Raw genomic sequence first — 23,850 nt, 5'->3', positions numbered from 1 at the left:
GATAAATCCATTCCTGCATAAAAAAAGGAAGGCAGGTGAACTATACTCTGCCACTCCGATATTTTGAATGAAATTTTATAAATATGCATTTCGAATTTTTATTATATGACTGATAAGCAAGAATAATCAAGGGTTTATGCTAAAATAAAAATTTTCTAACATTAATAAAAGCTTATTAAAATACAAAAAAGTCTATATGTTGAAATATATTAGATGGTATTCTACTAATGAGGCAGTTGTTCGTTCAATAAATATAAATGGATTTAATACTAGATTCTAAGAAAGTTGTTTTTTGAAAAATTGCTATCCTAATCTTGATCCGCTGATAAAAAGAGCCCAAGCGCCGATAAAATCAATTCCAACGCACACATAAAAAAAACAGGAGAGCTATCCTCCTGCTTCCTAATATCCTTTTACTGTATCTACTTTATTTGTTAATACTTCGTTATTCTCAAGCTTTTCTAATGTTTCTACGAAGCATTCAGCAGCTTCTTCTGCAGTTGTTACTGCTGAAATATGTGGCGTGATGATTACATTTTTTTGTTCCCACAGTCGACTCGCTTCAGGTAATGGCTCCTCTTTAAACACATCGAGCACAGCCAATCTTAAATTTTCACCTTCTAAAGCCTTCAATAATGCTGACTCCACTACTGAAGCTCCTCGTCCCACATTGATAAACATAGCATTCGTTAACGCTTCAAATACCTCTTCATCAAAAAGTCCATTCGTTTTTTCTGTTAACGGAAGTGTATTGATCACTAAGTCTGTGCCAGATAATACATCCTGTTGTTCAGAGACCGGATACACATCGTGAAAAGTTGCTTTTTTCTTACCACTAAGCGATACACCGCAAACCTTCATCCCGAAAGCCGCAAACATTTTTGCTACTTCTTGACCGATCTCCCCTGTTCCATACACCACCACTTTTTGGCCATCGATTAAATCAGGAGTCACTGGCTGCCATTCTTTTTTTGCTTGGTTATTTTTAAAAAAATCATGTTGCTGTAAATCTCTCAAATAATAACTCAAACTGTATTGACTAATCCGTTGCCCAAAGGAACAAACAGTCCGCGTTAGTAATACCTCTTGATTCCATTCTCTATTAAAAAGAAAACGATCCACCCCTGCACCAAAGGAATGTACCCACTTAATATTATGAAAATTAAAATTAACAGTCGGTTTAAACGCTACATAAGCATTAGCCCATTGTAAGTCATCATCCGTTACTTGCTCTTCTTCTAAAAAACGAAAAGCTTGCTTATATGTATCAATATCTATTAAATTTTTAATATGATGCGCAAGATCTCCAGCTACTAAAATACGCTTTATATCCAACAGTAGTCCCCCTTTGTTTTTTTACTATCATAACATAAACGAACAAAAGGATTAGACACTACATCTAAGTAGCACCTAATCCTTTTTCAAAAAACTATACATCATTAAACAGATTTAACTGCATCCTCAATCGGTTGATCTCCTGAAACTACTTGAAATTCCTTCCCAATTGTTGATTCTTCTTCTAAGCAGTTAATTATGACACGTGCTACATCTTCGCGTGGAATTTTCCCTCGTTCCACTTCTGAAGCAGCTTCAACTTTTCCTGTTCCTTGATCATTTGTAAGTCCGCCTGGATGAACAAGTGTATAATCTAAATCACTTGATTTTAACCAGACATCCGCATAATATTTTGCTGCAGCATATGGTTTAAACCCTTCTGGTGCGTCCAACCATGTTTCACGTCGTGTATCAAACGAACTTACAAGTACAAAACGCTTTACACCAGCCATTTCAGCCGCTTCCATTGTTTTAATTGCTCCATCTAAGTCAACTAAAATCGTTTTATCTTTACCAGTATGCGGCCCAGATCCTGCTGTAAATACAACCGCATCAACGCCTTTAGCCGCTTCTGCAATCTCCTCTACACTACGTTCCAAATCAACGACAGCTGTCTCTGCATCTTTATCTATAAAGTAAGATGCTTGCTCTTCTTTCCGAATCATTGCTCTTGCTTGTTTGCCACTATCTTGAATAAAATCAACCAAATGTCTGCCGATCTGACCATTTGCTCCGACTACTAGTACTTTCAAGTCATCTCATCCTTTCGATATTTGGAATAAACTATACTACCATCATAATATATCCACCATCTGGAATCTAATCTTATGATTATAACTGCATGACGAAAGCGTATCTATATAATCAAGATACGCTTTTAAAAAAGTGATCTTCAATTCTGAGCAGAGAAGAATCCGGAAAAGAAAGAAGCAAATGTAACTGCAATCATAGCCCAAACTAGCTCTTCTGTTGGAATAACAAGACTAGCTAAATAAGTGAATATAAGTGCAATAACAACACTAATCACTGCTGACTTTAATCCTTTTACCCAATTGATAAAATCACCTCCATTTATTCAATTACCCATCTGTATCATTTTAAACATAATAAGTCAGATTCCTTCCAAAATTAGATTGTTAAATACTAATATATTAAATTAATTTAACTTCTAAAAGAACACCATTGCTAAGATATGTAATTGATCCTTGTTTAAGTATTTTCATTATCAACCCTATATGTATACAAAAACGGAGTTAGCAGAGATCCAAAGAAACCAACAACAATTCCAAGAGCAATAGTTACTAGAAAATTATCAGAAGGGGAGAAATAGTTCATAAAAATTATCATTGGCAGTATAACCAAAAAAGTATTTACGAATCGATTACGAATATTTGAGCGATGCCTCGCACCACATGTTTCACAAATAATTAAGTCATCTCTCCCCTTCCAAACCGAACGGTAGACCGTACTCCAACTGAATTTTTCATTACAATCTTTACACTTTTGCATAAAAAAACCACCTTTTATCTGTTTGTCTGATTAAAAAATAAACCCTATCAGTAAAAACAAGCACTACATTATGAACAGATAGTTCTAATGCAGTGCTTGTTGTGTTGATTATTAAGAGTAGTCAAAACCTGCCTGATCGAAAAATGGAATAGAGTAACCATAGGAACATTAAAATCGCTATCACAAACCCAATTTCGATCGCTGGAATACTCCACAACAATGACGCTTGTCCACTTATTGCTGAGCCTAAAATTAATCCAACCATAATAATACTAAACGAAAGTAACACAATACTAAACGAGATTCGGTTGCTAATTCGATCTAACTTTCTAACAGCCCACTCCGCTTTTGGCAAATTAACTTCGATTGGTATTTTGCCATTTTTAGAAATTGAAGCTAGCTTGTGTAGCTGTTTTGGTAAATCAGTTACGATATCTTCCATTTCACTCCATTGATCAAATAAATCTGCTGCAATTTTTTTCGGATGATACCGTTGTTTCAACAAATGACGGCCAAATGGTTCAGCAATCTTAACAATACTAATTTCAGGATCAAGCTTCTCTACCATTGCCTCCATATTAAGAAGGGCTTTTGCCACCAATGTTAGTTCAGTTGGTATCTGAATGCGATGTAAATTTGCTACCGTAAATAGATCATTAACCGCTTCCCCAAGACTAACCTGGCTCATCGGAACATCATAATATTTATCTCTTAGCTCATCCACATCCAGCCGTAATCGGTCCATATGCACATCATCTGGCAACGTACCCATTTGTGTTAAAGCTTTAATCACACCATCTGTACTTTGACGCATCAATGCAATTACTAATGTAGAAAAATGCGTTCGCATATCAGGGGTAAGGCGACCTACCATGCCAAAATCAATAAAAGCTACAACATCTTTCGGTAATGCTGTCACATTCCCCGGATGTGGATCGGCATGAAAAAAGCCATCAACTAAAATTTGCTGGAAGACAGAATGTGCAACACGTTCAGCCAAAACTTTGGCATCATTTCCATCCTCGGCGATTGCATCTAAGTTATTTAACTTTGTCCCTTTGATATATTCCATTGTTAACACTTTTTTCGATGTATGTTCCCAATATATTTTTGGAATATAAATAGTTGATTCATCCTCAAATTGTTTCGCAATTCTATCGGCATTGCGCCCTTCCACATTATAATCCAGTTCTGCTAGAATGGCTCTTGAAAATTCATCAACCACTGCTTTAATCTGATAATTGGCTGCCCAGGTTAATCTGTGCTCAGCAAGCACCGCTAATTGCTGGAGGATTTCTAAGTCGGTTTTAATTCTTTTGGCAATATTAGGACGCTGCACCTTAACCGCAACACGTTCACCTGATTTAAGCACCGCGTAATGGACTTGCCCGATTGAGGCTGATCCTAGAGGGGTTTGATCAAACACATCAAAAATCTGATCCATATCCTCCCCAAGTTCTTCTTCGACAATCATTTTTACTTCGTCATATGTAAATGGTGGGACGTGGTCTTGTAGTTTCTCTAACTCCTGGATAATGTCAGGAGGGATTAAATCTGATCGCGTACTAGCTAATTGCCCCATTTTTACAAATGTCGGGCCCAATTCTTCTAAGAAAAATCGGACCCGCTCTCCAGTCGTTTTTCTATGTGTTTCTTGCTCATTAAGAAATAAGCGTCTTGGTAAGGAAAGGAGCTCGTATAATCCTAATTCTTTAACGATATAGCCAAATCCATTGTGAGAAAATGCCATCGCTATTTCTCGGTAACGCTGCATGTACCTGATTCTTCTCTTAAAAATAGGAAACCCCTCCTTTCATACCAAAAATACTTTTTACTCTGTTTTGTTCAATTGATCTTCCAATTGTTGAATACGACGCTCTAATGCTGTAACATCTTCTTTCGTAGCTACTTTCAAATCGGACATTAGTTGTGTGAACTTCTTCTGCACTTTCTCATCAATCGCTTTTTGAGACTCTTCCCCTTTCTTCGATAGATCTTCAATAAATTGACTTGATTCCTGTTTCGTTAATTCACCTTTTTTAACAAGCTCATCGATCATCTTTTCAGCCTGCTCTTTACTTGTTGCCGCTAAACCCAAACCAAGTGCCATACCTTTTCTCAATGTATCTCTCATTTTACTCCGCCTCTCTAAAATGGATTATTTTACAATTTGTATATACCCCCATTCTATCAGACCAGGGCGGTGCCTGTCACTTCCCGCAATTTGTCTATATATGTCGAACACGTACAACACACCTATTTCCCCTTTCTTTCTACTTACAGGTTGATTTTTTTCTTGTATAAGGTACATTAGAGGAATAGTTTAAACGCGAAAGAAGGCTTTACATATGAATAAATTACGCGAATATTATCAATCCAAACAAACCCATCGGCCGCTCGTATTAACGGCATTAGTGATCGCTATGTTCATGGGCGCAATCGAAGGGACAATCGTTGCAACGGCAATGCCTAATATCGTCTCTGATCTCGGGGGTTTTTCTTTATATAGTTGGGTGTTTTCTTCCTTCCTGTTAATGCAAGCTGTGACAACCATCATCTATGGAAAGCTTGCTGATTTATATGGCAGAAAACCGATTTTCGTTATAGGTGTTGTGATTTTTCTAATCGGCTCCATTCTTTGTGGCTTGGCACCTACAATGACGATGTTGATTGTCTTTAGAATCATTCAAGGGATTGGAGCAGGCGCGATCCATCCAATCGTTTCGACCATGGTCGGCGATATGTACACAATTGAAGAAAGAGCAAAAATACAGGGATACTTAGCCAGTGTTTGGGGAATTTCCTCTGTAATTGGACCACTTCTCGGTGGATTTATTGTTCAGTTTGCAGATTGGTCTTGGATCTTTTGGATGAATATCCCTTTAGGTATTATCGGATTGATTGGCGTCCTCTTATTCTTCCATGAAGAAGTTACGAAAGAAAAGAAATCGATCGATTACATCGGTGCTGGATTATTCTTTATCACCATCTCCTCGCTCGTCATTGTTTTAGTACAAGGAGGTTCAGCTTGGGATTGGAACTCACTCCAAATCATCAGTCTAATTAGTACTTTCATCGTAGGTACTGGGTTATTTATATGGCAAGAAACAAGAGCAAAAGTACCAATGATGCCTTTATATCTATGGAAAAATAAATTAATCACTGTTGCTAACCTTGCAACATTAACGTCAGGCATGATTATCCTTGGGTTATCTAGCTTTCTACCAACATACGTACAAGGTGTTATGGGTTACTCTCCGATTATTGCAGGCTTTACGCTCAGCACACTTTCACTTGGTTGGCCAATCGCAGCTACACTTGCTGGTCATCTCGTCTTGAAAATCGGGTTTCGTCGTACAGCTATTTTAGGTGGCTTGGCATTACTCTTAGGTGGTACGCTATTTCTTAACCTTGACCCTGGAAAAGGACCGATCTATGCCGGATTCTCATCCTTTGTCGTCGGAATAGGAATGGGACTAACGAGCACAACCTTTATCGTGGCCATACAAAACAGTGTCGACTGGAAAATGCGCGGTGCTGCAACATCGCTGAATATGTTTATGCGGATTATTGGTAGTACAGTAGGCGCAGCAGTACTTGGCGGTATATTGAATCAAAGAACCAACCAGCTCTTGACCAGCCAAGGCGCAGACCTTTCGATTGGTAATACAGATGTTTTATTAGATGAAACATCTCGAAGTCAATTGCCACAAGATGTATTGGAATTATTACAAGGCACCCTTTCAACAGCATTTCATAGTGTTTTTATTGGAGTATTCATTATCGCATTGATTTCATTTATATTCACGTTGCTTTTCCCAAAAAATAAGTGACGATGGTTAAGCTCTTTCAAAAAAAATGAAATAAAATTATTTAGGGGATGTTAAACGAATTGCATTTAACATCCCCTATTTTATGGACTTAATTATTATTTTGTCTTGCTCCCCTTTTTAAACACAGTAGTGGAATTTTATGTTAATATAAAGTGAACCTTCAATCAGTGGGGGGTTTTGTCCTTCCCCCACTGATTGTTAACTGAACCATCTCGGGGTGTTAGCGTCCGTTTACTCTCACTTAAACAACTTTGATTTTTCTCAATGTTTTGAAGTGGGAGTTTTACGGACGATTACACCGAGATAAAATTAATAATGTGAATAGGTGTGTTTAATCTAGGAGGAATTTCTATGGGGTATTTAGTTATAATAAGTATAATTATTTTATATTTTTACTTAGACAAACTTTTGACAAAAAAGTGTAATATACCAAAGAGAAATTGGGTCTACAAACCCGAAAGTAAATGGTTTGCTATTTTATTTTTTCTTACTTTTATAGCTTATGTTTTTATCGTATTTATCTATTCAGATGCAAATTTTTTCTTTATTTTTCCGTTTATTGGAGCAACAGTTAAGTTAATTTTTAGTGCCGAACAATTTATCTATAAAAGGGAAAATAGATTATTTATAACTTATCTTTTAGAAGCGTTTCTTTGGGTCTTATTAGGGATAACTGCTATCATCTTTTTTAACTAACTGGTTGGCATTAGTTTAGCAAGCACTAGGAGTTGCCAAATCGACAACTCCTTAATCTACTGTACCTACCCTTATTTCAAGAACATTCCTCGGTCTATTTATCCGGTCGTCCATTAGGAACATAATAAGGCGGAACTTTAATCCATCCTCTTTTTCGCATAATTGGCATATAGTAACCACTGAACTTGACTCGGACATTTAAAAAGTCATACCACATTGCTCCAATATCCGTTCGTAACGATTGACTAAGTCCAACCCCACAAAGAGAAATTGCAGATACTAATTTCATAACAACTCCATTCGCTATCTCATCGTCCGTTAGTTTAACTCCTAATGGTACATCATTCGGCTCTGATTTAGGTTTTGGTTCACTAGTTGGTGGTAAACTAACGCCTTCTTTAGTAAATAACGCTTTTATTTGTTTCACTTGCTTGTTACAATCACTCCAACTATGCTTTAGCGCTTCTATTAACTCTTTATCTGTTGTTGTATTTAAGGCAATTTCGACAAAACGATTTGCCTCCTCTAACATCGTTAAGTACGTCCATAAATTCATCACTTCCCCTACATGTAATGGATTTTTAGGTTCATCATCAACAACAGTATTCAATACATTTTTAAGTGACTCCCCGATATTTGTCATTCGCACATCTCCTTTATGGGATTATGGTTTGCTACTTGTTAGTATCACAACAACAATTAGACGTTAAAATAAATCAACCGGTTTGTTGTACATAATGGAAACGAATAAGTGCATGATAATAACTCCTAACCAAATATAGAATTATTGTGTCCCATTTTAAATTCTGCTATTCTGTTGCATTAATACAATAAGCAATAGGAGCTGCCATTTTGACAACTCCTACTCTACTATGTCACCTGTTATTTAACTTTATAATAAAAAATGAAACTAAAAATTGCGGTTATAAGCCCTGTTCCCAGAAGTATGTATGCTCCATCCCAATAAGTTGAGCTTCCTGATATAGTCCAAACTTGATAAGGAATAAATATCATTGCTGCAATTATTACGACTCCCCATAATAGCGAAATGACATTCAGTTTAGCTTCTTTTAAAGTGGAAGCATCCTTAGAATATTTAACCTTCGACACTTTTGTTAGTGCAAATAATAATAAAAAGATTGAAATAATTAGTAACAAAAAATCCATTTTAATTTCCTCCCCTTTGAACGGCAAACACTATAAGTTACTCATTCTAACACTCTCCCCAATATTAAGACCTACCCAGGCTCCGATAAGCGGGAAAACATCTTTAGGGAATTCCATTCTTACAGTATTAAAATCCATACTAAACAAAAAGACTGTCAGAACAACACTTACAACACTGATAATTACAACCTCTATAATGCTTCTTCTCTTCCAACGTTTTTCTCACAAACGATCTCTGTCGAATTCTTGCAAACGTCTACTTGTTTTTGTACCGATCGGTTTTCCTGTATTTAGCGTGTACAGCATTATAGCTGTAATCCACCAAAAAAATACGGCAAAAAATACATTAAGGACGAATTCCTTATTGTTTTCAACAAGGTAACCAAACAACACGAATATCAACAGCATCAAGAGATTATATTGAACTAATTGCTTCTTTTTTAAACGCTTTACTTCTTTTATATCCCATTGTGTTTCATCCATTTTATCCTCCCTTTCATTTAATCACGCTTACTTTTGAGATGGATATTTTCTATTTAACATTTGAATCTAAGTCTTTTTTCTTATAAATTTTATCCGCTACGGATTTTACAACCAAATAAACAATAAATACATTCAAAGCAAAAGGAACAATGTTTATTGCCAATCCAGCATTTCCATTAAAGAAATTTTCTAAAAACCACATACTATTAGGCTCTCGTTGATAGATTGTTATATATTTTAAAGGGAAACCAAATGAATAATTACCCATACCTTCATTTGAAAAGTTACTTGGAATAAAGATTGGTATTACAATACAGAATAGTAAACTCCACATCATATATTCTTTATTTAACTTCCTCATAGAATCACTCGCTGTCTATTATATTTTCAGGAATAAATTCATTATCCTGCCAGTAATAAAATTCCAAATTTCTCTCGTCTTCACCTGCAACGGTATAGCCTATAGCATAAAGATTCTCTTCGTCCATCTCATCAACGTACTCAATCGTGACACTTTTATTATTTACTTTATCTTCAATCACATCATAAGCTGCATTCTTCAATTTCATTTGTTCAACATATAGAAACGACATCGCTATTAAAGCAATAAGACAAATCAAAATTCCTAGCCAATTTATTGCACTTGTTTTAATATTCTTTATCTTATTGTAAAAGATTAATTGTAATACTAACCTAATCAATACAAACGTTAAAACAATTATATTCATAGCCAATAAAGAAATTTCAAATACCATTACTATATATCCAAATACAATACCAAAGAAAAGTAGAATAACAAACTTCTCCACTCGATATTTTTTTTCGTTAAAAAGGAACTCAATAACTTTATCCTTTGACAAAAAAACACTCCTTTATTTCATCACCCTGCTCAATCTCATAAGACATATCACGTTTATTTTCGTTCTCTGTTTTGCTAACATTCTTACCTAATGCAATAAATAACACTTTAAGTTTTCCCTAGTAATTACTACGGTTCTTTAGGAGAAAAGGTTTCAATCAACTTACTAATATAATATTGCACACTCATCAATTTTCAATAGTATAATAGTGACATGGAATTTTATGTTAATATATATATGTACATCATAGGAAGGTTAGCTTCAAAAAACAGAGAGGATGGTTTTGCTGAGAATTTTACTGGTGGTATTGTCAATAATCGTTACTTCATTTATTTTTTATGGGGTAATCACGCAAAACTTTGAATATATTTATTTAATGCAATTTTTCTTAGGTTTAGCTTTTTTCGTAGTTGGATTAGAAGAATTTAAAAAAGAGCGAAAAGCAAGCGGTTGGTTTTATGTTGTGTTATTTTTAATAATGCTATCTTCTTCTATTTTTAGTTATTTACAAAAGTAACGTGCTTGCAATTCATTACATGGGAGGTGAATTTATGGGTTTTATGAGTTTTAATATATTCGCTTTATTCTCAATTTTATTTGTATATGTCGGAGTACCTTTAGTCATAATATATCTTTTAATTTGGGTTTATCAAATCAAAAAGAATAGTGACCAGCAGATTAAGCAAAACAATGAAATCATTGATTTACTAAAAAAATTAGATAAATGATTTCCTTTGTCTTTGAGATGTCATCCCAGGAAAACTTGGTGTTTCAGTGATAGGAGGATGTCACTACACATATTAACGCTATGGTATGATTCAAGTAAGAGCATCGTATACTAATAGACCACAGCGCTAACTGTGGCCTATAAATAAGCGGTTCCCCCAGAGGAATCGGCTATCTAGTTCGAACGATAGACCTCTCCTAGTCACTCGTGGGTAAATAGGGAGGTCTATATTCTATTGATCAACGTTAGGTGTGATTGAACCAGCCGCTTTCGCATTCAACGCTTCATTATGTTTTTCCCGAATCACCGGATCAGTAATATTCGCATCTAGTAAGTCCTGATAGATTCGATCTATCTCTTCTTCTGTTAATAAAGGCTTTTTCCGCTCTATCTTTAATACATTTAATTTTCTTAGGATAAATTCCGATAATTCAATATCATAGATAATCAAATTATTCGACGTGATCTTTCGCAATTCCGTGTCAATTTTAAAAGTACAGCGTTTTGTGAAAGATACCATTGAAATAATATGATCTTTATACTTATTACCAGCCACCTGTAGCAACGCTTTAATGTGGCCATAGTTTTGATTAAAAGGATTCATGAACTTGAACTTTCCATTCACAAGCCATGTCTTTCTATCTTTTCCACCATAGATCGTTCCTTGATAATTTTTCGTCTCAATCACGAAAATCCCATAAGGTGTAAGCACAATATGATCAATTTGAGAATAACCCGTCTTTGATTTTAGATTCTTGATCATCACATCATTCACGTAACGGTATTCTTTTGGCATCTGCGTGAGTTGGATAGCAATTTTGTGCTCACCAATTTGCCCTTTCACAGCTGCAAGTTCATCATTACTTCTACCTGTTACCGATTTATTTATTTGTTGCTTTGGCTTCACTTGTGTATCTTTCGTTTCCATTTTATTTCTCTTTTTAAAAAATTTTAGCATAGGTAGTGCTCCTTGTTGATGTTATTAATTATCTTAAACCACTTAAAATCCCCTTAAAAATATACTCATCATACTATAACACCTGCTAGGCTTAATAACTATACTTTAATATGAATTTTTCCTATAAAAAAATTAAAAATCCTCTCAAATCCAGAACGATTCAAGAGGATTAATTTTGTATAACAAAAATTCACTTAGTCTTCGTTGGTACCATCAAGTCACTCCGATTTTCTAATACATACCTTAATAATATCTTTTTCAACAAGTCTCCAATAAACATCTTCAGTACCTGGTGCCGATAAAGCTGGACGGGTACCTCTGTTTATCAATCTAGGTGTCCCTTCACATAATACAGCATACCCAACTACGTCAAATTCGTCACCTTCATTTGCATCTTCTCTATCGATCACACATTGGAATGAAGCTTCGTCGACTAGAGTGTTAGGGATTTGATCTCCGTTTTCAAGTACTGCAGTATAATTAATAACCTTTGTTAATTTACCACAAACAACAACTTTTTCTGGACAAACTAGCTCTATTACTGGTGGCTGGTTAAAAAACACATCAGTAGTAACATCATTAATCGCTAGTGCTGGTGGTACAATTTGCGTTTTAAATTCAACCACGTGTTGGCAACAGCTTTGTGGATTTGCTATTGGACATACTGTAGTAGTTGTGGTCGTTGACGTTGTTGAAGTAGTAGTGCTTGTCGTAGTAGTTGTACTTGTGCTCGTTGTTGTTGACGTGCTTGTCGTAGTAGTTGTACTCGTGCTCGTTGTTGTTGTCGACGTGCTTGTTGTCGTAGTTGTACTCGTGCTCGTTGTTGTTGTCGACGTGCTTGTCGTAGTAGTTGTACTTGTGCTCGTTGTAGTAGTTGTGGTCATTGGTGGTGTACAAGATGGGCCTGGAATTGTCTCATTTCCAGTATCTGAGTTTTCACCCGCTTTGCCACTAACCAAAACACAACCTAAGAATAAAGGTTGTTCTGTATCAATTGTGACGCAAAATGTTACAGGTAAATCTGGATCATCTGGCTCCAATTCTATCCCATCGAATTTGAAACCTCGCACTTCATCTGTAGCTGGGTCTCTCACAACCTCACACTCTACAAGATCTAAGCTATCTGAACGTGTACAAAATAGATCGTCATCCTCCAACTCGTCTAGCAAATTCGGGCAATTTGTCTCATCAATTCCTACAGTAAAATGGCTTAAATCTTGTGGATTACCTACAGGTTCAACATCATAGCAAAAAGTATTAGTAGGAGGATCTGATTCTATTTCGTTATAGGTGATTTGCCAACCATTGACCATTTGAGTAGATGGAAAAAATAGCGTTGTTGTATTTGAATCACATACCATTTTTGATTTCACTCCCTTTTAGTAAACTTCAATATCATAATATTAATGTACTGCATATTTGATTGGACAAAATGCATATGCAACAGCCTTTTAAAGGAAAATAATTAAATTAAGAAAATTACCCAGCATTAACATGCAGCACCACACCACTTTCGATTGTTGTTTTTAACTTTAAAACTACTTATAAATTACTATCCTTTAACTGCTGTTTTAATATGTTATGTAGGTTTACTTTATCGGGAAAGGCTGAAACACTAACCAAAAGAAAAAAGATTATTAAGTAACCGGATAGTTACCTATAACAGAACTCTATATTGCAGCGATTTTGTTTACAAAAAAATAACCCAGTTCAATTCTGAACTGAGCCATACTAATATTATATATAAACCCTTCTTAAGCTAATCCATCCGTTAATTGAAAAAGAAAACTAGTTGTTTTTATGTTAATTTTCTTTTGAAATATTCATATAAAGTGAACCTTCAATCAGTGGGGTTTTTTGTCCTCCCCCACTGATTGTTAGCTGAACCATTCGGGGTGTTAGCGTCCGTTTACTCCCACTTAAACGACTTTGATTTTTCTCGATGTTTTGAAGTGGGAGTTTTACGGACGATTACACCGGGATAAAAAGTTATAAAGTTTGATACTCTCATAATTGAATTAGAAGTCTCTCAATCTAATTCTCAACATTTAGATACAATGCTACATTCCACCTGGGTCTGTTTATCAAAGATGATTATATTAGTTTAATTAACCTGCTACGTTGAACAAGAATACAATTCCTAATTCAAGAAAAACTCCCCTGATACTTATTTTATGTGATTTAGCTTTTTTACATATTTAGCAGCGCTAAAGCAAATTATGCTCGGCAACAAAAAAACTATACTTCTACCAATTATAAAAACATAGAACGGTGTAGAATTGATAGTATTCTGGTATTTATAATAATCAGCGCCTAAACGAATAACAAATCCTAATACCAAAAGAACGGATGCAACAATTAATACTTTATCTATCCTAAATATGTTTTTCATCCCCATACCTCCCGTAAATATGAATAATCATCAATATTATCAGAATATGACTAAAGTGTAGATCTCTAGAATATTCAATTCTTTAATTCTTTTATAATCCTGCCAGTTAGCTCAATAAGCAATAGTAGCTGCGACATTAACAACCTACCTTATTACGCCCTAATACAAGACTATATTACTAAATGAATGTACTTCCTATAATAATTAACCCACCAATAGTAATTGTTTTCCAAGCATTCTTTGTATTCGAAAAACCCCATCCATATTTTTTGGGGAACCAAATAGCACAATAAAGCGATTGCTCTTTTATTAAACAATCGCCACCTGTTACTTAAAGAATTCTTGTTTAAGAATACTCATTCTTAACCGGTCAACAAACTCTCCATTTCTTAAACGGTCTTGTCTTAAAATTCCTTCTTCTACATAGCCTGAACGTTTATAAGATTTGATTGCTTTTTTATTATCCACTTCAACTCTTAACCAAATCTTATTTAGTTCTAGTTCATTAAATCCCCATATTAGCATTTCTCTCATTGCTGCAAGTCCAAAACCTTTGCCCCAATAGTTTTTATCGCCAATAGCAATACCTAATTCAGCATGTTTATTTAACTTATCTATGTTTTTTAAATCAACCCACCCAATGTGTTTTCCCTCCTCTGTTAGGATGGCTTTTTGTTCATATCCGTTTGTCTTATTCATACACATCTTAATCCAATTTTGAGTTTCTTCTCTGCTAAAAGGTGGATACTTCTCTGGCATATTTAAGTGTTTTGTCAGTTCTTTATCTAAACACCAATGATAACGGTCTTCTACGTCTTCCAGAGTTAACTCTCTTAATTGTACTATCGGTAAATTGTTTATTTTCATCTCGCTATCTCCAAAAATTTATTTCTGATTACTTTAATTCACTTCGAAACATTAAGCAATACCTTCTTCAACTCCACTGCCCTAGTTTAAGTAATTATTTCACATCTCTTTTTACATTTTAACATAAATAACCAATTATACTTTAATAAATGGAATAAATCTAAATTTTTAATTATTCAATTGTGTCCAAATTAACAAGCGCCAACATGCAATTTATGTCCAACTTAGTTAAATTTCAAGGGGATGGAGCCAGTTAGCGATAAGGTGCTTTTGCCGGTTTTATCGAATCTGAAAGTATTGTTTTGACTTTAATGTGTTGAATAAACAATAACCCTTAATTATATCCGTATCTAAATCATCTGAACAAAGATTATCGTATTTCCCTTTTTCCCTGTTGTGATTTGAAAATTAGAAAACATTTCATCTGTATGCCAACAGTGAATACGAGGATGATCTTTAAATCACTCTGTAATTATGTGAGCAGTAAGGGTCGTTGCGAGTTTAATTACAACACCCTTTCGCAGTTCCTTTTTTAAATCAAAATCATATACTATGAAGAGTTTGACGCTATTCATTTAAATGAATAATAGAAAAATATAATTCATATTTTAAAAGAAATGCACCTGGATTTATTATTGGAAAGAGAGGTAATGAAATGAAAGTAGCACTTTTAACGATGTTTAACGGTTTAGATAGCACTTATTCCTTAGTTAACGTAGTAGCAGAACAGCTAAGAATGATGTTACATGATGAGATTACACCAGTAATGCTTGTAAGTGAAGACTGTTCACTCGATACACGGTATGGCATTTTCCTAGATGATAGAATTGAATGGAGAAAAGTAGTTAACAGATTGAATGGTAAACAAATACATTGGCGAGATTATACCCAAGCAAATGGTAAAGTCCATGATACATTTTACCAAGAAGCCGATGTAATTGCTGACGATTTAGTTAAAAAACTAGCTGATGTGGATGCTTGTATCATGCATGATATCCACTATCAAGGTTGGCATTTCATTCATAATATAGCTGTTAGAAAAGCCCAAGAAAAGCTACCCGATTTAAAATTTATTGCTTTTACACATTCAGCTCCAGTAAACCGTCCGCAGAATATGGAATGGCCCTTTACAGCACGATTTTCTCCAATGCCAAATACACTATATGTTTACCCTACACAATCAGGCATTCCAGCATTAGCTAAACAATATGATGTGCCAGAAGGACTTTGCAGAGTAGTTAATAATAGCCTTGATCTTTTGAGTTATACAAGTGACGCTGTAAAAACACTAGCAAATGAAGTGGATTTATTTTCACCTGAAATTTTAGTAGTATATCCTGGTAGACTGACACAAGGGAAGAAATTTGAGAAAGTTGCTGCTTTGTGTGGGGCAATAAAGAAAAACTGCGAAAAGACAGTACAAGTGATTTTTTGTGATTTCCCAAGCGGTGATATTGCTTCTGGTAAGTATAAAAAATTTATCAAATCAACTGGTATTTCTTTTGGCTTAGATGAAGAGGATATGTTTTTCACTTCTGATATAGAAGCTTACAAAAATGGATTTCCTAGACAAGGTGTTTTGGAGTTATTCTCCTTTTCAAACCTTTTTATATGTCCTTCATTCTCCGAATCGTTTGGTCTAACTGTATTAGAAGCTGCAAGTAAAGGCAATTTTCTCGTTTTAAATGAGAGAGTTCCTGCTTTAGAGGAGATAGGAAAACAATTAAATGCTTACTTTATGAAGTGGGATGCAAGGAATTTCGGGTATGATACGCATGAAAAATACCAGCCATCAGAAGCAGCATATCTAAAGGAACATGCAGAAATTATTACTAATTTAATGCGCGAGAATCAGATAATCCATTCCAAAACGAAAGCAAGAATTCGCTATAGCCCTCAATGGATATGGGTTAATCAACTTAAACCAATGCTATGATGTAAGAGGTTTATTCTTAACAAAAACTCCCTCTTTGTTTTCATACAAAAAGGGAGTTTTCATATATTTTTTACCACATAACATACACATAAGAAAATGATAAAAATATGGATCATAAACTCTAAGCTTCGTTCTTTTCAATACAAACTTTAATAACATCTTTTTCAACATATCGAAACGCCACTGTATCATCCGTCTCTTTATTAGATGCAAAATTAGCCTCTGATCCTGTAACCTCACAAATGATCTCTAACACACTTATTCTAAAATCGTCTCCTGATTTAATATCCTCTCGATCAATCAAACAATTAAAAGGTACTTCGTCAACTAATTCATTATTAACTCTATTACCATTAGAAAACATCTGGTACTTTAATTTTTTCTTCAATATACCACAAATCACAACTACTCCATCACATACCTTAACAATATCTGCTGACAAAATTTTTTCTACAGTCGTTGAGCCTACTATAGCTGAAGGCACCAATTGTGTGGCGTGCTCTAATATGAAATGACAGCATAAAGGTTTAGGTTGCCCTGGAGGTCCTGGAGGTCCTGGAGGTCCCGGTGGGCCGGGCGGGCCTTGATCGCCTTTTGGTCCTTTTTTTCCTGGTTCTCCTTTTGGTCCGGGTGGTCCCGGTGGGCCTTGATCGCCTTTTGGTCCTTTTCTACCCGGTTCTCCTTTTGCTCCAGGGGGGCCGGGTGGGCCTTGTTCACCTTTTCGACCTTTCATCCCTCTATCACCCTTAGGTCCAGGCGGTCCAGGGGGGCCGGGTGGTCCAACAGTACCTTTTTTACCTCTTTTTCCTGGAGGACCGATACAGCAGCACTTCTTATGACCACATTTATCGCACATTATTTCACCTCACTAACTACGTTTCTATATACTATGTTACGGATGCCTTTATCGAAAGCCATTTTCAAAAAATCCGCTAATATCTCATTTTAATAGACAGGGGACAATCGTCTAACACATACAGCCATAGAATTTATATATTATAGATAAGAGGTCTTTTGTGTGAGAGGAGTGAAACGGTTTGTTATATGAAGAGAAAGATGCAGGTACAGAACAAATAAAAGACGACGATAAGAAAAAATACGATTGTAAAGATTGTATTTGTGAAATGCTTCTAGATATTCTAGAGAAGCAAGAAGCTTATCAAAAGGTAAAAGTTAATCCATGTTCTCTACTAAATCCTGATCGATCGACCTTGCACGAAGTAATTCCATTTATTTTACAGACTCCTTATGGACATCCATTTTTCACTTGGGGACAAATTGGAACAGATGATTGTTTCATCACTACTTTCTTTAAAGTTGTAAAAGTAGATTGTGAACAAAATTGTGCTGTATTACAGCTATTACGTCCTAATGTATCTATTGTTGATCCAGAAACAAGTTGTGTTGAAACGGACAGTCTATGTGACGTTGACTTTGTTACCCCTACAAGAGAATGTGTACTAGTAGATTTGTCTTGTTATACATCAATTAAATGCATTTCACCAGAATTTGTTGTAAACAGATAAATAACAAAGCAAGAAGGTTGATAAGTATTTCAGTTTTGGAGTACAAACAATAAAAATCAATTATTAATTGAGCATTAAATTGCACAGTAATTTGATGCTTATTTTTTTATCGTTTTATGTTCATTTTCATTTTTTAAGACCACCAAACACGATTAGAAAGATAGCATCCTTTCGTTAAAAACAATTGCTATTAACAATTCTCTTTTACATCTATACTAAAGATCGCTTCTTCCTTACTTGGAATTTTAATCTTAACTATTCCCACTTCCTTGAATGTAAAAGCTGATACTCGGTAAGTCATTTTATTTCCAGCCTTTTCTATTAAAGATATTTTTGTATCCCAAATTTCTTCTTTACCAGAAGGATATTGCACAAAAAAAATTGGGTATTCCAAAAACAAGTCTTTCCACGAAACTAAATATAGATTCGACTGTTCACCTTTGACGATTTGTTTCTCTGCGTAATAGCCAAAATTTCCAATGTCCCCAAAGAAATAATAAGTATTACCATTTGTTTTGATAGGAGGAACTTGTAATTGATAAGGCACTTTAAAGTAGATTCCATTCCTAATAAACCTTAAAGAAATTTCATAAATTGATACTATCAACTTATCATATTTAATTTTTTTTAAAATATCTTTTTCTATACGATAAACAGGTAATTTAGCAGGCTGAAATACCCAAAAATATATGAGAACTACAACAACTCCTATAAAGATATGCATATTATTCACTCCTTGCTCTTCAACTCAACAAGCAGAGCTATATTCAGCATGAATCAATAGCTGCCTTTTCTTACATATTCATAACCCTTTACTTTAAGTACAATAATTCACAGACTAAATCATTAAATAAAGTTAGGCTTTATTTTAAAAAGAATAAAAGCTCTGTTTTTTCACCAATTTTTATAAAACCATTCTTCTTATACATTTCTTTTGCAGAGTCTGCACTGTCTGTAATTAAATATGCTATCTCTGTGCTATTGTTATAAGCATTTTCAATTATATATCTTAAAACTGATGTTCCGAAACCTTTTCTTTGATACTCTTCTATGATATCGAAATCCTCTAATTTAACAATTCCATTTAACTGCATATACTCAATATTACCAATAGGAACTCCATCAATATAACACACAAAGAGTTGTAGTGGGCTATCATCATTCCTGTAAATCTCAGCCTTTCTATTTATTCTTTTCTGTGCAAAATCGCACCCCATTTCTTTCTGATTGGCATTAATATCAACGGCAATCCCATCTTCTAACACCTTATTATCTCCAGCTCTTAATATGGTACAATCTTTGTTACCTTTAAGTCCTTTAAACTTTTTAGTTTCAATGTACATAAGCTCATATGTACTCACTTCTGGTTTAACGTTTAAATTCTCAAAATGTTCACTATTTATTCGATAAGGTGTCTCTACCCTTAAAAAGCCTTTTTCCTTCGTTTCATTTTTTTCAAGTTGTTTAATAATAAATTCAAGCAAACCTTGATTTGATTTATATAAGCTAAAATTATGAGTGTACATATTTGGTAGTTCAGAATCTATGAATTTAATAGTATCTTCTTCTTCAATTACTTCAGAAAATAAACTTACATAATCATTCTCCATTTCTAACATTCGATTTAGTAATGTACATTTTTCCATTTAGCGAACTCCTTTAGTTATCACACTTTTATTAACCTGCTCTTTTGTTTAATAAGCAATAGGATCTGCTACATTAACAACTCCTTGTTCCATTAAAGCCACTCATTTGTTTAAATAATTTTGTTCACAATGAGTAAACATTTATCATCGTTTTCTCTAATCTCTGATTCCTGTATCAATAAGATTTCTAAAAATGTAATATTCATAATAGGTTACTCCCGGAAAGTCATCTTCTGGCATAAAATTTCCTTCAATCACAAAAGAATACCCTAAACCTTTATATACTCCAGAACCACCATCATCAGCGGTATTTGTTGCGATTATGAATATTGGCTTTTCAAATCCTTTTACTCGAGAATAATCTATTACTCCTATTCCACCCCATAAAAAGAGTACTACTAAAATCATATACAATATAACCTTAGCTTTATTTCTCATTTTCTCAACCCCTATAATTTAATTTACAATTATAACTAATATACTAAACTACCTTTTCTTTAATGAAAGTAGCATGGTACAAAAGCTTCCCTTATTTCTGCTTTAAGAACGTACTCCATTTATTTTCTTCTTGGAATTTCTTGAACTTAGTACATTCCTTTCCATAATCCCTTATTCATACGGATAGGTAAGGGTTTGAAGTTATCACTCCCTTTTCCCCCCGTTCACACCGTACATGCGACTTTCACCGCATACGGCGTTCCAACTAATCCAATTCATTCAATCTTATGTATTTTCTAGATTTGACTTTGCTTTCTTGGAAATCAAACTGTTTGATTATGACAATGTAATCGAAGTTCGTTAAGTTTTTCTATTTGCTTTTTGGAAAGATTTAAGATTTTTATTAATGCTATAATTTTATCATTGTCTTTCATGTGTACTATTCTATGGACCGATTCATGCAGTATTACTAGATTAGAGAATGAATCATCTTTTGAAAGATGATACGGATGCTTATGGTGACAATGCCAATCATTTAGACCTAGTTCTATTCCAGAAATGGCACACTTACCATACTGAGCGATAAATTTACTTATTCGATTGTCGTTATATTCAATTGTCCGATTTGGAATAAAACTTTTCATGATGTAAGATAAAACATCTTTATTTATAGCTTTTAACCCTTTGTGTATCTTTTGTCTACCTTCGGTCGTGTAATTGCACGTATCCTGGGAAAAGCATAAATTCGTTTTATATTTTTGGGCATGAATGGGTACAAATACCATCTTTTGTATCTTATACAGTTTGCATTTGTATCCTTTATACCTTTTTTGTAATGTCTTGGTCATGTCATGAAATGCTGCGTCAGTTCTAAGAATCTTTAGGCGATTATACATCGTTTTTCGTAGATAAGAGTTTAACTCATTAAGATTTATCGTAATTCTAGTGGCTGCTGAATAGTAATTTTGTATTCCCATGACGATTGTGTTAAAATTCCATACGGTTTGATTACTAGGATGTTTCTGAACAGCTTTGATTGCTTCTTTCATTTTGTTAGAAGCATTTAGCTTGGCTTTCTTCGACATATTTGATTTGGCTACATAGCCAAACCTCGTTTTGCCTTTTCTCACTGCCTTTATGGAAAACCCAAGAAATTCGGAAGAATTTTTCTTTAGGTTTATTACCTTAGACTTTTCTTCACTAGTTTCGAGGTGTAGTCTAGTCATCAAGAAATCTTTAATTGCGTAGTTCATTCTGAATGCTTGTGAACGTGTGCGACATAAAACCTTGAAATCGTCTGCATATCGGACGATATAACATTCTTTTAGTTCAGATTTCTTTAGTGCTTGATATTTAATCCCATTTGTTTTGTATTGAAAGTCTGGTGTGAAAGTTTCCCATTGATTACTTATCCACCAATCAAGTTCATTTAAAACAATATTTGAAAGTAGTGGAGAGAGGATACCACCTTGCGGTGTTCCTTTAGATGGTACACCTTCACCGTGAATTTCAGCTTTTAGTAGTTTTGAGATAATGGCGATTAATGACCTATCTCTTATGCCTAAAGACCAAATTTGTTTTAAGAGTTTACTATGATTAACATTATCAAAGAAGCCTTTTATATCAACATCAATACAGTGGTGAAGCCCAGATTGATTGATTAGAAATTCAAATCTTGCTTTCGCATGATGAGTATTTCTATTCGGTCTGAATCCATAACTATGCTTATGAAACTTCGCTTCACAAATAGGTTCTAATACTTGCATAATGCACTGTTGAAAAATCCTATCCCATATAGTTGGGATTCCTAGAGGTCGAGTCTTACCATTTGCTTTTGGAATCAAAACACGCCTAACTTTTTGTGGTTCATATGATTGAAACATCTCTTGAACCTTTACTATTACATCTTCCACTGACATGTGACTAATATCTTTAATTGTTAATTTATCTGTTCCTGCCGTTTTACTTCCAGTGTTTCTTTTGATATTTCGATAGGCAAGACGTATATTTTCATTAGAACTCATCAATTCTATTAATCCATAAAATTTTTCACCATTGGTACTACGAGCGTAAAGAGTATCGAAATACTCTTGTAGATTGTAATACTCGTTATGCCTCAGTTTCTTCCGTTTCAATAAGTTGGCTACCCCTTTCGGAGTTAAACCTCTTTTAGTCTCACGAGAACCTTATTAACCGATAAAGACCTGCCTTACATGGTTGAATGATTCTTCATTAGTCTAGTGGCTATCCCTCTGTGTTGATTAGACACTTCATTGGTACCGTACCACCACTTTCACTGATACAAAAATAAGTTATACAATAACTATTGTCATTATGGCTTTCCTTATTAACATTTCATCAGAAGTAAGTCCTCCACGTTATCAGCTTACAACGTTGAATTATATCTATTATAGAATGGACTTAGGTGCTTCCTGTAAGCCTGTTAACTTTCATACGCCTGCAACGTATCATGGATTTTCATATATGTTAGTCTTACTCATCCACAGTTAACCTCACATTTTGGTGATATACACATTTCTATATATTGCAGTTTTAGACCCGTACATTCAGAAGTTTGTCAGCTTAACCTTTTTCTTTTAGGTATATTCGCATACTCACCATATCCATTCAACTCAAGCATCATGATTTACACCACCCCCGCGGGTAGGCTTTCGTCAGCTAAACTTCACTGTTACGGTAAATTCTAACGCCTTTTCACCGAGCTCTTAACACTGTCAACCTTACTGAATCCAGTGCTAATCGACTAAGAGAGAACCCCTCCGAGCGTTACCTCTTCATTTGATTCTTCGATATAATCCTTCAATTCCACAAGGAATTGCCTAGCCTTTACCAGAGAAATGTGACCATCCTCAATTTAAGCTAGGAACATTTCGCACAATATATCTGCCACGTCAGTTTAAGTGCATTTCTTCACATAGTTATATTTATTTTAACATAAATAACCAATACACCTTGTGAATAATACAAACAAATTTTATGGTGTGAAACAACCTTTATAAAAATGAAAAGCGTCATGATCTCATGATCATGACGCTTTTCTATATAGAAACTTTAAGGGGTGAAACAGTTTTAGCCTTTAAAAGCATTACGGTAAACATCTGCTAATTCAGTTACTAATGGTAATTTAGGGTTAGCAGGAGTACATTGATCTTCAAATGCACGGTCTGCCAAGTAATCTACCTTCGCTTCGAATTCTTTCTTGTCTACGCCGTTTTCAGCAATGCTCATAGGAATGTTTAGTTCTTTTCCTAATTTATAAATTGCTTGCACTAAGCTTTCTACACCTTCAGCAGTTGTGCTAGCTGGTAAGCCTAATACTCTAGCGATTTCTGCATAGCGTTTGTCAGCAACAAAATACTCATATTTAGGGAATGAAACAAATTTTGTTGGCTTTTTAGCGTTATAACGAATAACGTGTGGCATCAAGATTGCATTGGCACGTCCGTGAGCAATATG

General features: G+C 34.6%; 26 protein-coding genes and 1 pseudogene. 6 read left to right on the top strand and 21 right to left on the bottom strand.

The window, feature by feature from the left end:
- Nucleotides 1-402 precede the first annotated feature (402 nt).
- From D2K40_RS02070 to D2K40_RS02050, 6 genes are all read right to left on the bottom strand, one after another.
- Nucleotides 403-1,335, bottom strand: coding sequence for a D-2-hydroxyacid dehydrogenase (locus tag D2K40_RS02070; RefSeq protein ID WP_117152501.1), 933 nt, complete (start codon nt 1,333-1,335; stop codon nt 403-405).
- 104 nt (nt 1,336-1,439) lie between these two features.
- Nucleotides 1,440-2,087 (bottom strand): SDR family oxidoreductase, encoded by a 648-nt coding sequence (locus D2K40_RS02065; RefSeq protein WP_117152499.1) that lies wholly within the window; start codon nt 2,085-2,087, stop codon nt 1,440-1,442.
- Between the two features lie 140 nt (nt 2,088-2,227).
- Nucleotides 2,228-2,362 carry a hypothetical protein gene (locus D2K40_RS16690; protein ID WP_268237302.1) on the bottom strand — a complete coding sequence of 45 codons (135 nt, stop codon included), beginning with the start codon at nt 2,360-2,362 and terminating at the stop codon, nt 2,228-2,230.
- 182 nt (nt 2,363-2,544) lie between these two features.
- Entirely contained in the window at nt 2,545-2,844 is a 300-nt protein-coding gene (locus D2K40_RS16790) for a TIGR04104 family putative zinc finger protein (protein ID WP_117152497.1), read from the bottom strand.
- Nucleotides 2,845-2,965: 121 nt separating this feature from the next.
- Nucleotides 2,966-4,618 (bottom strand): ABC1 kinase family protein, encoded by a 1,653-nt coding sequence (locus D2K40_RS02055; RefSeq protein WP_117152495.1) that lies wholly within the window; start codon nt 4,616-4,618, stop codon nt 2,966-2,968.
- Nucleotides 4,619-4,675: 57 nt separating this feature from the next.
- A complete protein-coding gene (locus D2K40_RS02050) occupies nt 4,676-4,978 on the bottom strand; it encodes a phasin family protein (RefSeq protein ID WP_117152493.1) in 303 nt (100 codons plus the stop codon).
- Between the two features lie 214 nt (nt 4,979-5,192).
- Here D2K40_RS02050 and D2K40_RS02045 point away from each other — a divergent pair, with 214 nt between their 5' ends.
- Nucleotides 5,193-6,677, top strand: coding sequence for an MDR family MFS transporter (locus D2K40_RS02045; protein ID WP_117152491.1), 1,485 nt, complete (start codon nt 5,193-5,195; stop codon nt 6,675-6,677).
- Nucleotides 6,678-7,028: 351 nt separating this feature from the next.
- Nucleotides 7,029-7,373: a DUF4181 domain-containing protein gene (locus D2K40_RS02040; protein WP_117152489.1), complete on the top strand. Its 345-nt coding sequence runs from the start codon at nt 7,029-7,031 to the stop codon at nt 7,371-7,373.
- 94 nt (nt 7,374-7,467) lie between these two features.
- Here D2K40_RS02040 and D2K40_RS02035 read toward each other — a convergent pair whose 3' ends face one another.
- The 5 genes from D2K40_RS02035 to D2K40_RS02015 all read right to left on the bottom strand — a co-directional run bounded on the left by D2K40_RS02035 (nt 7,468) and on the right by D2K40_RS02015 (nt 9,883).
- Nucleotides 7,468-8,016 carry a DUF3231 family protein gene (locus D2K40_RS02035; protein WP_117152487.1) on the bottom strand — a complete coding sequence of 183 codons (549 nt, stop codon included), beginning with the start codon at nt 8,014-8,016 and terminating at the stop codon, nt 7,468-7,470.
- A 239-nt stretch (nt 8,017-8,255) separates the two neighbouring features.
- Nucleotides 8,256-8,540: a hypothetical protein gene (locus D2K40_RS02030; protein WP_117152485.1), complete on the bottom strand. Its 285-nt coding sequence runs from the start codon at nt 8,538-8,540 to the stop codon at nt 8,256-8,258.
- A gap of 222 nt (nt 8,541-8,762) precedes the next feature.
- Nucleotides 8,763-9,023: a hypothetical protein gene (locus D2K40_RS16585; protein WP_229666572.1), complete on the bottom strand. Its 261-nt coding sequence runs from the start codon at nt 9,021-9,023 to the stop codon at nt 8,763-8,765.
- Between the two features lie 49 nt (nt 9,024-9,072).
- The gene (locus tag D2K40_RS02020; RefSeq protein WP_117152483.1) at nt 9,073-9,384 is read right to left on the bottom strand and encodes a hypothetical protein; all 312 of its coding nucleotides are present in this window, start codon (nt 9,382-9,384) and stop codon (nt 9,073-9,075) included.
- A gap of 4 nt (nt 9,385-9,388) precedes the next feature.
- On the bottom strand, nt 9,389-9,883 hold the full coding sequence (locus D2K40_RS02015; RefSeq protein WP_117152481.1) for a hypothetical protein: 495 nt from the start codon (nt 9,881-9,883) through the stop codon (nt 9,389-9,391).
- A 283-nt stretch (nt 9,884-10,166) separates the two neighbouring features.
- Here D2K40_RS02015 and D2K40_RS02010 point away from each other — a divergent pair, with 283 nt between their 5' ends.
- Nucleotides 10,167-10,400: a DUF3953 domain-containing protein gene (locus D2K40_RS02010; RefSeq protein WP_162879111.1), complete on the top strand. Its 234-nt coding sequence runs from the start codon at nt 10,167-10,169 to the stop codon at nt 10,398-10,400.
- Between the two features lie 34 nt (nt 10,401-10,434).
- On the top strand, nt 10,435-10,611 hold the full coding sequence (locus D2K40_RS16305) for a hypothetical protein (protein WP_162879110.1): 177 nt from the start codon (nt 10,435-10,437) through the stop codon (nt 10,609-10,611).
- Nucleotides 10,612-10,842: 231 nt separating this feature from the next.
- Here D2K40_RS16305 and D2K40_RS02005 read toward each other — a convergent pair whose 3' ends face one another.
- The 4 genes from D2K40_RS02005 to D2K40_RS01990 all read right to left on the bottom strand — a co-directional run bounded on the left by D2K40_RS02005 (nt 10,843) and on the right by D2K40_RS01990 (nt 14,827).
- Nucleotides 10,843-11,568 carry a nuclease-related domain-containing protein gene (locus tag D2K40_RS02005; RefSeq protein WP_117152477.1) on the bottom strand — a complete coding sequence of 242 codons (726 nt, stop codon included), beginning with the start codon at nt 11,566-11,568 and terminating at the stop codon, nt 10,843-10,845.
- A gap of 218 nt (nt 11,569-11,786) precedes the next feature.
- On the bottom strand, nt 11,787-12,929 hold the full coding sequence (locus D2K40_RS16530; RefSeq protein WP_188618764.1) for a hypothetical protein: 1,143 nt from the start codon (nt 12,927-12,929) through the stop codon (nt 11,787-11,789).
- Between the two features lie 806 nt (nt 12,930-13,735).
- Entirely contained in the window at nt 13,736-13,960 is a 225-nt protein-coding gene (locus D2K40_RS01995) for a hypothetical protein (RefSeq protein ID WP_117152475.1), read from the bottom strand.
- 327 nt (nt 13,961-14,287) lie between these two features.
- Nucleotides 14,288-14,827, bottom strand: a complete 540-nt coding sequence (locus D2K40_RS01990) for a GNAT family N-acetyltransferase (RefSeq protein WP_117152473.1) — start codon at nt 14,825-14,827, stop codon at nt 14,288-14,290.
- Between the two features lie 655 nt (nt 14,828-15,482).
- On the opposite strand from D2K40_RS01990, the gene D2K40_RS01985 reads away from it, so the two are divergent.
- Nucleotides 15,483-16,763 (top strand): glycosyltransferase, encoded by a 1,281-nt coding sequence (locus D2K40_RS01985; RefSeq protein WP_117152471.1) that lies wholly within the window; start codon nt 15,483-15,485, stop codon nt 16,761-16,763.
- Between the two features lie 121 nt (nt 16,764-16,884).
- Here D2K40_RS01985 and D2K40_RS01980 read toward each other — a convergent pair whose 3' ends face one another.
- Nucleotides 16,885-17,496, bottom strand: a complete 612-nt coding sequence (locus D2K40_RS01980) for a hypothetical protein (RefSeq protein WP_240324906.1) — start codon at nt 17,494-17,496, stop codon at nt 16,885-16,887.
- A gap of 304 nt (nt 17,497-17,800) precedes the next feature.
- Between D2K40_RS01980 and D2K40_RS01975 the strand changes: the two genes are divergently transcribed.
- The gene (locus D2K40_RS01975) at nt 17,801-18,289 is read left to right on the top strand and encodes a CotY/CotZ family spore coat protein (protein ID WP_117152467.1); all 489 of its coding nucleotides are present in this window, start codon (nt 17,801-17,803) and stop codon (nt 18,287-18,289) included.
- A 190-nt stretch (nt 18,290-18,479) separates the two neighbouring features.
- Here the strand turns inward: D2K40_RS01975 and D2K40_RS01970 are convergent, their stop codons facing one another.
- From D2K40_RS01970 to D2K40_RS01950, 5 genes and pseudogenes are all read right to left on the bottom strand, one after another.
- Nucleotides 18,480-19,013, bottom strand: a complete 534-nt coding sequence (locus tag D2K40_RS01970; RefSeq protein ID WP_117152464.1) for a hypothetical protein — start codon at nt 19,011-19,013, stop codon at nt 18,480-18,482.
- Nucleotides 19,014-19,152: 139 nt separating this feature from the next.
- Nucleotides 19,153-19,935: a GNAT family N-acetyltransferase gene (locus D2K40_RS01965; protein ID WP_117152462.1), complete on the bottom strand. Its 783-nt coding sequence runs from the start codon at nt 19,933-19,935 to the stop codon at nt 19,153-19,155.
- Between the two features lie 156 nt (nt 19,936-20,091).
- A complete protein-coding gene (locus tag D2K40_RS01960; protein WP_117152460.1) occupies nt 20,092-20,373 on the bottom strand; it encodes a hypothetical protein in 282 nt (93 codons plus the stop codon).
- A gap of 323 nt (nt 20,374-20,696) precedes the next feature.
- Entirely contained in the window at nt 20,697-22,508 is a 1,812-nt protein-coding gene (gene ltrA, locus D2K40_RS01955) for a group II intron reverse transcriptase/maturase (RefSeq protein WP_117152458.1), read from the bottom strand.
- A 955-nt stretch (nt 22,509-23,463) separates the two neighbouring features.
- Nucleotides 23,464-23,850, bottom strand: a pseudogene (locus D2K40_RS01950) (iron-containing alcohol dehydrogenase); the annotation flags it as partial.

The organism is Paraliobacillus quinghaiensis (genome assembly GCF_003426025.1).
Lineage (GTDB): Bacteria > Bacillota > Bacilli > Bacillales > Amphibacillaceae > Paraliobacillus_A > Paraliobacillus_A quinghaiensis.
The sequence above is the reverse complement of the archived record's forward strand: the minus strand, read 5'-3'. Positions and strand labels throughout refer to the sequence as shown.